Here is a 12,056-nt window from a genome sequence, read left to right as displayed (position 1 = left end):
GGGTCAGCCTTTGATCATTGGGAGGTTGAGGCCCTGTTCTTTGGCGCAGTCGATCGCGATCTGGTAGCCGGCGTCTGCGTGACGCATCACGCCGGTAGCCGGGTCGTTGTGCAGCACGCGGGCGATACGCTCGGCGGCTTCGTCGGTACCGTCGCAGACGATGACCATGCCGGAGTGCTGGGAGAAGCCCATGCCGACGCCGCCACCGTGGTGCAGCGACACCCAGGTCGCGCCGCTCGCGGTGTTGAGCAAGGCGTTGAGCAGTGGCCAGTCGGACACGGCGTCGGAACCGTCCTGCATGGCTTCGGTTTCACGGTTCGGGCTGGAGACCGAGCCGGAGTCGAGGTGGTCACGGCCGATCACCACCGGTGCCGACAACTCGCCGCTGCGTACCATTTCGTTGAATGCCAGGCCCAGTTTGGCGCGCTGGCCCAGGCCGACCCAGCAGATACGCGCCGGCAGGCCCTGGAAGCTGATGCGCTCGCGCGCCATGTCCAGCCAGTTGTGCAGGTGGGCGTCGTCCGGGATCAGCTCTTTGACTTTGGCGTCGGTCTTGTAGATGTCTTGCGGGTCGCCCGACAGCGCCGCCCAACGGAACGGGCCAATGCCACGGCAGAACAGTGGGCGGATGTAGGCCGGTACGAAACCCGGGAAGTCGAAGGCATTTTCCACGCCTTCTTCCTGGGCCATCTGGCGGATGTTGTTGCCGTAGTCGAAGGTCGGGATGCCTTGCTTCTGGAATTCCAGCATGGCTTTGACGTGCACGGCCATCGACTGCTTGGCGGCCTTGATCACGGCAGCCGGCTCGGTCTTGGCGCGGGCGCGGTATTCGTCCCAGGTCCAGCCGGCTGGCAGGTAGCCGTTGAGTGGGTCGTGGGCGCTGGTCTGGTCGGTGACCATGTCTGGGCGTACGCCGCGCTTGACCAGTTCCGGCAGGATTTCCGCCGCGTTACCCAACAGGGCGATGGAGATGGCCTTGCCTTCCTTGGTGTATTTGGCGATGCGAGCCAGGGCGTCGTCGAGGTCGGTGGCTTGTTCGTCGACATAACGGCTGTTCAGGCGGAAGTCGATGCTGACCTGCTGGCATTCAATGTTCAGCGAGCAGGCGCCAGCCAAAGTAGCGGCCAGAGGCTGGGCGCCGCCCATGCCGCCGAGGCCGGCGGTGAGGACCCAGCGGCCGGTCAGGTCGCTGTTGTAGTGTTGACGGCCGGCTTCGACGAAGGTTTCGTAGGTGCCCTGGACGATGCCTTGGCTGCCGATGTAGATCCAGCTGCCGGCCGTCATCTGGCCGTACATGGCCAGGCCCTTGGCATCCAGTTCGTTGAAGTGTTCCCAGCTGGCCCAGTGCGGTACCAGGTTGGAGTTGGCGATCAGTACACGCGGAGCGTTGCTGTGGGTCTTGAACACGCCAACCGGCTTGCCGGATTGCACCAGCAGGGTTTCGTCGTCGTTCAGGTTAGTGAGGCTCTCGACGATCTGGTCGTAGCACTCCCAGTTGCGCGCCGCACGGCCGATACCGCCGTACACCACCAATTCTTTCGGGTTCTCGGCCACTTGCGGGTCGAGGTTGTTCATCAGCATGCGCAGCGGCGCTTCAGTCAGCCAGCTTTTGGCGGTGAGCTTGTTACCGTGGGCGGCACGGATTTCGACGTCACGGTATTTTGTAGGCTTGGTCACAACAAGAACTCCTCGGCGATCGATGCGCGAACATGGATGGTGCGAAGGAGAGTCTTACGCACACATCTTTACTTGTACATACAAGCATATGCAATCAAGCGGCCAACTTGGCGAGCGGGTTGTCGAGATTTTTTTGGAAAGCGCGCGCGAGCCTTGGAAATTAAGGCTTCGGGGCTTGATGAAATTTCTTACGGAGGGTTTTTACAGCGAGAGAGGTTTGGCGTGTCGGCGTGGTTTTGCGCCACGCTGGGGCATTCGGTAACAAATTGGTGCGGGGTCTGGGAACAGTTTCTATCAACGCCACAAAACAACTGTAGGAGCCGGCTTGCCGGCGATGGCGGTGTGTCAGATAGACCGCTATAGCCGACAAGCCGGCTCCTACAGGGTTAATCGCGTGGGGTCAGTTCGATGATGCAGCTGCGGCCGGCTACGGAGATATCCAGTAGGCCGGTGTTACCGTCCACTTGCAGGCAGTCGTGGTGACCGAGCTTGTGGTCCAGCACCTTCACTTCATCCGCCACACTGAATACCAGCACAGTCTGCGCGGTCGTGAAGAATTGCTGCACGCCGTCCACCCACTGCAACCGCGCGTGGTAACGCTGGGGCGAGTAGATCAGGTTGAAGTCGCGAATCGGCCCGGTAATCAGGCGGCAAGACACTTGGCTGTCACCTTTGAACGCGAAGGGTTGCAGCGGTAACAAACCGCGCTGCTCCTCACCGTCGACCGTCAACACCATGCCTGCACCCTGGATCACGGTGATCACGCGCTGGTAACCAGCGAAGGTCGAGAACCCGCCCGACTCGCCAATGTCGGCAATCGACAGGCGCCAGCCAAAGCCATCGAGACCTGCGCCTGCATCACGGGTGATTTCTTCGGTGCTGCCACCGCCGTTTTTCCACGGCATGCGCACGTAATCGGTGGCGCGCCAGACTTTCACTGCACTCATTTACTGAAACGTCCTTCCAGGCTATGACGGGAACCGGGGTGGATCAAACGCGCGGCGGTCACCGGCTGGCGGCCCGACCAGGTGCGTCGGCGGATCAACAGGCAGGGCTCACTCGGCTCGATCTGCAGCAGCTTGCACTCGGCGGCGTCGGCGAGGATCGCTTCAACCACGTGCTCGCCTTCGGTGAGCGGCGCCACCTGGTTCAAATAGGCGTAAGGGGTTTGCTGGGTGAAATCCTGCTGCAGGTATTCCGGTGCCACCAGGGCGTTGACGAAACGGTCTTCGATTTGCACGGGAATGTCGTTTTCGAAGTGCACGATCAACGAGTGGAATACGCGCCCGCCTTCACGCATCTCCAGGGCGACCGCACGCTCGGAACCGGCAGCCTCTTCGCCCAGGTGGATGACCTGGCAAGTGTGCCGATGCCCGCGGGAGGCGATCTCATCGGCAATGTTGTGCACTTCAAACAGCGCCGACTGGCTCTTGGGCTCGGCGACGAATGTGCCGACGCCTTGCATGCGCACCAGCAACCCTTCGGCGGTGAGTTCGCGCAGGGCGCGGTTGATGGTCATGCGGCTGAAGCCCAGTTCGCTGACCAGCTCGCTCTCGGACGGCACGCGGTAATGGGGCGGCCAGTTGCCGGTGAGAATCTGCTGGCTGATCATCTGTTTGACGCGGGCATACAAGGGCGCCGGACTTTCGTCCATGTGGGCAGCCAGCGAAGAGTTGGCGGGCGGAGTCGGCACAGGGAATCCTTGCAGGGGGAAAAGATGCATAGATTGCCGGAGTTTACCGAGCAGGCAAACGTCTGTATATGTATATACAAATAAACACACGACCGGGGTGCCTTGATCATGTCCGCTTTCTTTGCCGAACGCGCGCTGCTGCCTAATGGATGGGCCAATGATGTACGTCTTGAAATCAGCGCCGATGGCCTGCTGACTAAGGTTGAGGCCAATGCCAGTGCAGAGGGCGCCGAACGGCTGAGAGGCCCGTTGCTGGCGGGCATGCCGAACTTGCACTCCCATGCATTCCAGCGCGCCATGGCCGGTTTGGCCGAAGTGGCCGGCAACCCGAATGACAGTTTCTGGACCTGGCGCGACCTGATGTACCGGATGGTCGGCAAGATCAGCCCGGAGCAATTGCAGGTCATCGCACGCCAGCTATACATCGAGATGCTCAAGGCCGGCTACACCTCGGTCGCCGAATTCCACTACGTGCACCATGACGTCAGCGGCCAGCCGTACGCCGATCGCACCGAGCTGTCGCGCCAGATCAGCCTGGCGGCGGCCAGCAGCGGGATTGGCCTGACGTTGTTGCCAGTGCTTTACACCCATTCCGGGTTTGGGGGCCAGGTGCCGAATGAGGGCCAGCGGCGCTTTATCAACAGCACTGAACACTACCTGGACCTGCAGGCTCGCTTGAAGCCTATCCTCGCCGCACAACCGGCCCAGCAGTTGGGCCTGTGCTTTCACTCCCTGCGCGCCGTCACGCCCCAGCAGATCAGCGAAGTACTGGCGGCCAGCGACAAAGCCTGCCCGGTGCATATCCACATCGCCGAGCAGCAGAAGGAAGTCGACGACTGCCTGGCCTGGAGCGGCAAGCGACCTCTGCAGTGGCTGTATGACAACGTCGAGGTCGATGAGCGCTGGTGCCTGGTGCACGCCACCCACGTCGATGCCGAAGAAGTAACGCGTATGGCCAAGAGCCGTGCGATTGCCGGTTTGTGCCTGACGACCGAAGCCAACCTGGGGGACGGCATTTTCCCGGCCGTGGATTTCCTCGCGCAGGGCGGGCGCATGGGCATCGGTTCCGACAGCCATGTCTCGCTGAGCGTGGTGGAAGAATTGCGTTGGCTGGAATACGGCCAGCGCCTGCGCGATCAGCGGCGTAACCGGTTGTATCGCAATGATCAGCCGATGGTCGGCCGCACGCTGTTTGATGCTGCGCTGGACGGTGGCGCTCAAGCATTGGGGCAGCCGATTGGTCGCCTGGAGGTGGGTAAACGTGCGGATTGGATTGTGCTGGACGGCAGTGATCCGTATCTGGCGACAGCGACAGAAGACGGGATTCTCAATCGCTGGCTGTTCGCCGGGGGCGACCGGCAGGTGCGGGATGTTCTGGTGAACGGGAAATGGGTGGTGCGTGATGGACGCCATGCTGGCGAAGAAGACAGCAGCCGGGCGTTTACCCAGGTTTTGAAGGATTTGCTCGGTTAACTGGCGACACATAACAAATGTGGGAGCTGGCTTGCCTGCGATACAGGCACCGCGGTGTATCAGTTACACCGCGGTGATGCTATCGCAGGCAAGCCAGCTCCCACATTTTTTGATCGGCGTTGATTCAGGTTTATTGCGAGGTCTTGGCCATCTGCTTATCCGACGTGCGCCAGATCAAACGTGTGGTGTCGTACCCCTGCTGTCGAGCCCTGCTCAGCAGGTCCTCGCGGGTGTCGGCATTCACAGTTGGCGTGCGCGACAGGATCCACATATAGCGCCGGCTCGGGCTGCCCACAATCGCGGTCTTGTAGTCATCACTGACGTACAGCACCCAATAATCGCCCTTGGCGACGCCCGGCAGCAACGACGTGAACCAGTTGTTGAATTCCACCCAGAGCTTGTCGGTCTTGCCCGGTACTTGCGGCGTGGCCGTGCCTTTGGCTTCTTCCCACTTCCATTCGGTCGTCAGGCAGCGGTTGAACACCGACATGTCGCCATCGGGCAACAGCGTGTAACGGGCTTCGGACTGGGCGCAGTTGCGCTGGAAGTACATCGGCAATCGAGCCAACTCATACCAGGTGCCCTGGTAACGCTTGAGGTTGACGTTGCTCGCTGTCTTGGGTTGCAGATCGTCGCCAGAATGGCTGGCGCAGCCCGCCAAAAACAGGCTGGCACAAAGGTATAAAACAAAACGCATCATTCTTTTTCTCCCGCAGGCTCGCGCCCCGGTTTACTTCAGGCCTTGCCCGGAAAACATCAGAACTTTGTCACCGGCGTATTGCACGCTGATAAAGCTGTTTTTATCGCCCCACGTGCAGCTGGACATGCCCAGTGCGCCGGAACAATCGGCAGGCTTGCCCAGCAACGACTCCACCTCAGCCTTGGCCATGCCAGCCGACAGCTTCGCGTAATTTTCCTGGTTGACCTTGCTGCAAGCGGCCAATAGCACGCAAAAAGTCAGCAGGGCGAGACGGCGTAACGACATGGGATAACTCCTGGAGAGACGAAGCAGCGTGGGTATCTGCCAGAAGCTTAGAAGGGAAAAGGGGTGTCTGGTTCCCGATGAGCAAAAACAAAAAAAGCCCCGAAACGCTGAAACGTTTCGGGGCTTCTTCAAGGGTGATCCGGCTCACAACAACGCGGATGACCGGTCGCCGCCACTTACTGCTTGTGGTAAGCGGTCACGCGCTCAACTTCTTCCTTCGAACCCAGGAACACCGCCACACGCTGGTGCAGGCCTTCAGGCTGGATGTCGAGGATACGCTGGTGGCCGTCGGTGGACGCGCCGCCCGCTTGCTCAACCAGGAAGGACATCGGGTTGGCTTCATACATCAAGCGCAGCTTGCCCGGCTTGGACGGCTCGCGGCTGTCACGTGGGTACATGAACAGGCCACCCCGGGTCAGGATACGGTGCACGTCGGCCACCATCGCAGCGACCCAGCGCATGTTGAAGTTCTTCTTCAACGGGCCTTCCTCGCCTTCCATCAACTCGTTCACGTAGCGCTGTACCGGGGCTTCCCAGTGGCGCTGGTTGGACATGTTGATGGCAAATTCCTGGGTGGAAGCAGGAATGGAGATGTCTTCGTGGGTCAGCACGAAGCTGCCCATTTCACGGTCCAGGGTGAAGCCTTTGACGCCGTCGCCCAGGGTTAGCACCAGCATGGTCTGCGGGCCGTAGATCGCGTAGCCGGCAGCGACCTGCTCGGTGCCTGGCTGCAGGAAGGCCTTTTCGTTCAGGGCTTCGTTCTGGCTCAGGTATTCATTCGGGCAGCGCAGTACCGAGAAGATGGTGCCGACCGGTGCGTTGATGTCGATGTTGGACGAGCCGTCCAGTGGGTCGAATACCAACAGGTAGGCGCCTTTCGGGTATTTACCCGGGATCTGGTAGGCGTTGTCCATTTCTTCGGACGCCATGCCGGCCAGGTGACCGCCCCATTCGTTGGCTTCGAGCAGGATCTCGTTGGACAGCACGTCCAACTTCTTCTGCACTTCGCCCTGCACGTTTTCAGTGCCCATGCTGCCCAGGACACCACCCAGTGCGCCTTTGGACACGGCGTGGCTGATTTCCTTGCAAGCACGCGCCACCACTTCGATAAGGAAGCGCAGATCGGCAGGCGTGTTGTTGCTGCGGGTCTGCTCAATCAAATAGCGACTCAAGGTAACGCGGGACATGTAAGGCTCCGGAGAATGGGGGGCTAAAAACCCGCGCAGTTTAACGCGAGTCGGGGCTTATTTCCTCTCATCAGAGGATTTAACACCAATAGAGTTCACGGTTTGGCCACGGGCTTGCGCAACAGACTGTAGGCCATGCCTCCCAGCGCCGCCACGCCGAGCAGAAGTACAGCCCACAGGCCAAGCTTCTTCCAGTCGGCACCGACTGGGGGCGACACCGCCGCGACCGGCGCACTGACCACCCCATCGCCCACGGTCGTGGCCTGCCCCAGGGTCTTCAGGCGCTCGGCGCTGTAGTCGGGAATCAGGGTGGACAGCGGCAGGTTCGCCGCCTTCACGGCGCCATTGCCCAGCGCCAGGGTGAACGGCGGCTCACCCCGCGCCAGGAACACCAACTGCGTGGAGCGCACGGCAAATCGCACGGCCGGTGCGTCGACGCCCAGGCCGCCGCCGCGCTCGTCCACCTGCAACTTGAGCTCGGTCACAGCCTGGCCCGGCAACGGCAACTCATCCTGCACCACCTCCTGGCCATTCTGGGCCAGGCGATACAGCAGGCCATTACTCAGGGGCTGCCAGGCTTGATTGGCGTCGCGCCGCCCCGCCAGTGTCACCGGCGCCAGCGTGTTGGGCTGTTTCAACTCGATGCGCAGGCGCTCGACATTCAGCCCCGTCGGCAGCTGCCAACTGTACTCCCCGGCCTTGAGCCGCGTGCCCGACAACGGCTGCGACCACACCAATGGCATTGGCAGGCTGCTGCGGGTGGCGCTGGTCAGCTTGGCCGACGTCAGCACCGGCGCAGTCTGCCCCTGCCAGACCAATCGCAGATAACGCGCCGACTGTCCCGGCAAACTGACGTCATGCTGCTCGACCCGTTCGTCGGCAAACGACAGGCGCGCCACCTGGCCGTCGCCCCACGACGCCCAGTGCTGCAAGTCGTCGCTGGCTTCGATGCTGAAACGCTGAAACCCGTCCTGCTCCCGGCTCCAATCCAGGCTCATTTGCTGCAACGGCGCCTTGATCGCACTGGCGTCCAACACCCAGCCGCGCAGCACCTGCTTGCCGGGCTTGGGCTCGGTGGCCGGCTTGATCTCCACCAGGGTGCCTTCGGTGGTGGCCTTCATCACCACGCCCGGCAACGCCTGTTGGGTATCGGCGGCGTACAGCGGGAACCACTTCACGTCGGTCACCGTGCGGCTTTCGGTGTGCTGTGACGATTGACGGGACAACGCATACGCCTGGGCCTCGCCCGCCGCGTTGAACACCCGCACATCGCTGAGATCGGCCTGGCGTGCGCTCAACTGCACCGCCAGCGGCAGCTCCAGGCGATACCAGGGGCTATTGCCGCTCACCGCCAGCGGCACGTGCGTGGTGAAATCGGCCGGCCCTTCCTGGGCAACCGCCGCCGCGCACACCATCCATACCGCCAACCCGCCCAGACTCAACTTGCCCATCAAGAAGACGCTCCTTCGGTTTCAATCACAGGTTCGACACGTTTAGGAGGCAGCGGCGCAAAGTAGCCCACCACCAGCAGCAACCCGCCCACGCCGATAAACGACACAATCCGCGCCAGGCCGCCCCGGTTGCTCAGCTCGACAAAGAACAGCTTGGCCACCACCAGCGCAATCAAGGCCGCGCCGATCAGCCACACTTCGCGACGATGACGCAGGTGGCCGCCGATCATCAGGCCGAGGGCGATCAGGGTCCACACGATCGACAGGCCGGCCTGCACCAGCATGGATTCGAGCAACGCATCCAGCTGGAACGGCACATCACCCCAATGATGAGCGGTGCGCATCACCAGGGCCGTAAAGAACGCAAACAACGAAATACCGGCAACGCCTTGGGCGATCAGCTCCACCCTCGGCCCGCGTTGCGGCGCCACGCTGCGTGACCACAGGTACACACCCAACAGCGCAAACAGCAGGCCCAGGTCCAGCGGGTTGAGCAACGGCACATAGGGCAGCGGCTTGGCCACGCCATCGCTGAAGGTGTTTGCCAGCCAGAACCAGCCGAGCATCAGCACCGCCAGCGGCAATGCCGCCAGCACACGGTATTCATGCGGGTAGGCCGACACCGGCCACGGCCAACTGCGTGGTGCGGCCGCCAGTACCAGGTACAGGCTTGGCAAAATTGCCCAACCCAACCAGCGCCAGGCGTTGTATTCGGCCGACAGAGACAGCAGACCGTAACGCAGCTCCAGCGCCAGCACGCCGATGAGCATCCAGCAGCCCACCACATGGGCCACGCTCAGCACCTTGCCTGGCACGATGGCCGCCAGGCGCCGCAGCGAAATGAAATGCACCACAAATACGGCGAACCAAGCCAGCCAGCCGAACTGCGCAGCCGGGTGATAGTAGGCATGGGCAGACACCAGCAACACCACGCCGGCAGCCGGCATCAGCAACGTGCACAGCATGCCCAGCGACGCCCAGCGCAGACGCTCGGCCAGCACTGCCCAGATCGCCACGCTGATCGCGGCGATGCCCAGCAAGAACGCGCCTTGCAGTTCCAGCGGGACAAACCGCAGCACTTCGCCGGTCAGCGCCAGTGTCCACCAGCCCGCGCCCCACACCAGCAGCAAGTCAGACAGCCGTTGCAGTTTCAGTACGTCAAACACCGGCGCATGGGGTTCGCGTTGCAGGCGCCAGGCCCCCACGAGCGCCGCCAGGCCCAGCACCATCGGCGTCCAGAAACCGCTGTGGGCCAGCGGGCGCAATCCTTCGCTCGTCAGCGGCCCCAGCAGTTGCGGCACCGAAAGCAGGAACGAAGCACCGCCGACCACTTGCAGCAGCAAGCCGAACACAAAGCTTACGCGCTGTTGCAGGTACAGGCTCAGCCAGATGATCAACAACCCACTGGCCGCCCACACACCGCTGGCGCTTTCCCACGGCAGCACGAACAGCACCGCGAGGTTGATCAGCACCAGCCCCGCCAGCAGCACCACCGACAGCCCGCGCAGCAAGCGCACATCGCCGCGTACCATGTCGTTACGCGCCGCCAGCAGCATGCCGCCGACCAAGGCCAGGCCGATCAGCGATGCCGTCAGCAAACCGCCCCAACCCGCGCTGAACACAGCAGCGCCATCGCCACCCTGCAAGCGCAACAGGAACAACGCGCCGCCCAGCAACTGCACGGCAAACGCGGTGAACAGGAAGGTGCGCGAGCCGATGCGCAGGCCGACAAACAATGTCACCAGGCCGGCGAGCGCCCAACTGATGGCCGTGCCTTGGGTTTGCAACAGCAACGGCGCCAGCAGGTAAAGGAAACCCAAGCCCAGGCTCGCCAGCACCGGCAAGCCTTTGCGCTCCCACCCCGACGCCTGCTCGGTAGAGGCTTTGCGCAGTTGATCAAAACTGAACAGCAGCGCCGCGCCCAGCAGCAACGTGCCCAACGGCGCGCCGTCGAGCAGGCTGTGCTCACCCATGCGCAACTCGCTGAGGAAGGCGACAGCAGAGCCCAGTTGCAGCAGCAAGCCGAAGGCCCGTGCCAACGGCCGTTGCTGGCGCACACCGAGCCAGAGAATCCCGGCGCCTTCCACGGCCCACGCTGCAGCGGTCCAGCGCGCATCCAGGCCCAGGGGAATCGCCAGGCTGGCGAAGATCACGCCCAGAGCCAGGCAGGTCTCCGCCAGCAGCAAGGCGCGCCCGCCACTGAGCATGCGAGCCAGGGCCATGTAGATAATGCCCAGGCCGAGGGCACTGAACGCCGCCGCGAATTCCAGGTGCTGCACCAGCGCAAACTGCAAGCCAAAGCCCACCAGCGGCGGGCCAAACAACAGGCTGCCGTCCACATAGTCACCCTTGGCCGCCGACCAGCGCAGCACGGCGCCACGGCTGTCGTCCTCGGGGGCGTCGCTCATCTCCAGCAACTTACGCCGGGCGAACAGCAGGCCGATGGCCAGGTACATCAGGAAAAACAGGATCAGGAACGGTTCGGTGCTCCACAACAGTTCCGGCGTGTAGGAACGCATACCCCACGCGAAGCCGATGCCGAAGGTGCCGACAAAGCCGATCAGGTTGAGCAGGCGCCAGGCCTTGAACCAGGCGATGGCCAGGATGCCGGCATTGAGCAACGCGAAATAGCTGAACAGCGCCACATGGTTGCCGGCGCCGGTAGAGGTGAGGATTGGCGCCGCAAACCCGCCCAGCGCCGCCGCGCAGGCCAGGCCCAGCGCGTCCTGGGTAATCGCCAGGATCGCCGAGAACACCGTCACCGCCACCAGTAGGCCCAGCGCGGCGCCCGGGTCGATGAGCGGGTGCAAGCGCATCGCGGCAAACACCGTCAGGTACAGCACCGCGATCCCGGTGCCTTGCAGCATCAACCCGTAATTGCTGTTGCGCAGGCGCAGCCACCAGCCCAGGCCCAGCAGGCCAACGGCAGCTGCGGCAACACCGGCATAGCGCAACTCGATCGGCACCACCATGCCTTCGGTGGCGTAGCGCAGCAGGAAGGCCAGGCCGAGGAACAACAGCACCACGCCAACCCGCAGCACGGTGTTGCCACCGAACAGCCAATTGCGCGCACCGCTGATGGCGCGTTCGATCAGGTTGGGGCCACGGGGGGTCACGGGCTCTGCAGGGCGTGGAGCGGGAGCGGGTGCCCAGACGTCATCCGGCAGCGGTTGGCTGGGCTCGGCCGCCATGGCCACGGGCGCCAGTTCGGCCGGCAATTCCCAGACAAGCTCGGGCGCCTCGGCGACAGGGGTGGGTTGGGGTTCGGGTTCAGGGGCGACGGGCTCGGCAGCACTGCTGCTCGCCGTGGCAGGCACTTCCAGTTGCCGCAGGCGTTCGCCCAATGCGATCAGCGCCTTCTGCGTGGTTTCCAACTGACGTGCCTGCTGGTCTGCCTGGGACGACAGCATCGACAGGCGAATCGCCTGGCCGATCCCCAACCCCAGCAGCGCACCAAAACCGGCATCGGTGAACGACTCATCGAGTGTCCAGCCGAGTGCCAGGCCAATCAGCATGAAAATCCATTGCATGGTCGATATCCCTAAGCAAACCGAGGCCTAGTATATCGACGCAAGACCAATGTGGGAGCG

General features: G+C 62.8%; 9 protein-coding genes. 1 reads left to right on the top strand and 8 read right to left on the bottom strand.

What is annotated here, in order from left to right; all coding sequences use genetic code 11:
• Window positions 1-3: 3 nt before the first annotated feature.
• The 3 genes from hutU to hutC all read right to left on the bottom strand — a co-directional run bounded on the left by hutU (window position 4) and on the right by hutC (window position 3,331).
• The gene (hutU, locus tag AC07SU_RS03055; protein WP_338573667.1) at window positions 4-1,677 is read right to left on the bottom strand and encodes a urocanate hydratase; all 1,674 of its coding nucleotides are present in this window, start codon (window positions 1,675-1,677) and stop codon (window positions 4-6) included.
• A gap of 386 nt (window positions 1,678-2,063) precedes the next feature.
• Window positions 2,064-2,624, bottom strand: coding sequence for a HutD/Ves family protein (locus AC07SU_RS03050; RefSeq protein WP_176997268.1), 561 nt, complete (start codon window positions 2,622-2,624; stop codon window positions 2,064-2,066).
• Entirely contained in the window at window positions 2,621-3,331 is a 711-nt protein-coding gene (hutC, locus tag AC07SU_RS03045; protein ID WP_256349867.1) for a histidine utilization transcriptional repressor HutC, read from the bottom strand. The genes AC07SU_RS03050 and hutC overlap by 4 nt, the downstream gene beginning before the upstream one ends.
• Before the next feature lie 147 nt (window positions 3,332-3,478).
• On the opposite strand from hutC, the gene AC07SU_RS03040 reads away from it, so the two are divergent.
• A complete protein-coding gene (locus AC07SU_RS03040; protein ID WP_494996168.1) occupies window positions 3,479-4,843 on the top strand; it encodes a formimidoylglutamate deiminase in 1,365 nt (454 codons plus the stop codon).
• 130 nt (window positions 4,844-4,973) lie between these two features.
• Here the strand turns inward: AC07SU_RS03040 and AC07SU_RS03035 are convergent, their stop codons facing one another.
• From AC07SU_RS03035 to AC07SU_RS03015, 5 genes are all read right to left on the bottom strand, one after another.
• Window positions 4,974-5,543 (bottom strand): lipocalin family protein, encoded by a 570-nt coding sequence (locus AC07SU_RS03035; protein WP_017734862.1) that lies wholly within the window; start codon window positions 5,541-5,543, stop codon window positions 4,974-4,976.
• 30 nt (window positions 5,544-5,573) lie between these two features.
• Window positions 5,574-5,828, bottom strand: a complete 255-nt coding sequence (locus tag AC07SU_RS03030) for a hypothetical protein (RefSeq protein ID WP_176997271.1) — start codon at window positions 5,826-5,828, stop codon at window positions 5,574-5,576.
• A gap of 176 nt (window positions 5,829-6,004) precedes the next feature.
• Window positions 6,005-7,015 carry a class 1 fructose-bisphosphatase gene (locus AC07SU_RS03025; RefSeq protein ID WP_060754592.1) on the bottom strand — a complete coding sequence of 337 codons (1,011 nt, stop codon included), beginning with the start codon at window positions 7,013-7,015 and terminating at the stop codon, window positions 6,005-6,007.
• A gap of 95 nt (window positions 7,016-7,110) precedes the next feature.
• On the bottom strand, window positions 7,111-8,466 hold the full coding sequence (locus tag AC07SU_RS03020; RefSeq protein ID WP_494996167.1) for a DUF3999 domain-containing protein: 1,356 nt from the start codon (window positions 8,464-8,466) through the stop codon (window positions 7,111-7,113).
• The gene (locus AC07SU_RS03015; protein WP_494996166.1) at window positions 8,466-11,996 is read right to left on the bottom strand and encodes a DUF2339 domain-containing protein; all 3,531 of its coding nucleotides are present in this window, start codon (window positions 11,994-11,996) and stop codon (window positions 8,466-8,468) included. Before AC07SU_RS03015 ends, AC07SU_RS03020 begins: the two co-directional genes overlap by 1 nt.
• Window positions 11,997-12,056 lie beyond the last annotated feature (60 nt).

Source organism: Pseudomonas sp. GW821-FHT05H12 (genome assembly GCF_059419385.1).
Note: the sequence above shows the minus strand (reverse complement) of the source record. Positions and strands in the feature narration are given on the sequence as shown.

Bases quoted from the DNA above. Each gene is read 5' to 3' on its own strand.
- AC07SU_RS03050 (WP_176997268.1), bottom strand. From the start codon at position 2,624: ATGAGTGCAGTGAAAGTCTGGCGCGCCACCGATTACGTGCGCATGCCG.
- hutC (WP_256349867.1), bottom strand. From the start codon at position 3,331: ATGGACGAAAGTCCGGCGCCCTTGTATGCCCGCGTCAAACAGATGATC.
- AC07SU_RS03040 (WP_494996168.1), top strand. From the start codon at position 3,479: ATGTCCGCTTTCTTTGCCGAACGCGCGCTGCTGCCTAATGGATGGGCC.
- AC07SU_RS03035 (WP_017734862.1), bottom strand. From the start codon at position 5,543: ATGATGCGTTTTGTTTTATACCTTTGTGCCAGCCTGTTTTTGGCGGGC.
- AC07SU_RS03030 (WP_176997271.1), bottom strand. From the start codon at position 5,828: ATGTCGTTACGCCGTCTCGCCCTGCTGACTTTTTGCGTGCTATTGGCC.
- AC07SU_RS03025 (WP_060754592.1), bottom strand. From the start codon at position 7,015: ATGTCCCGCGTTACCTTGAGTCGCTATTTGATTGAGCAGACCCGCAGC.
- AC07SU_RS03020 (WP_494996167.1), bottom strand. From the start codon at position 8,466: ATGGGCAAGTTGAGTCTGGGCGGGTTGGCGGTATGGATGGTGTGCGCG.
- AC07SU_RS03015 (WP_494996166.1), bottom strand. From the start codon at position 11,996: ATGCAATGGATTTTCATGCTGATTGGCCTGGCACTCGGCTGGACACTC.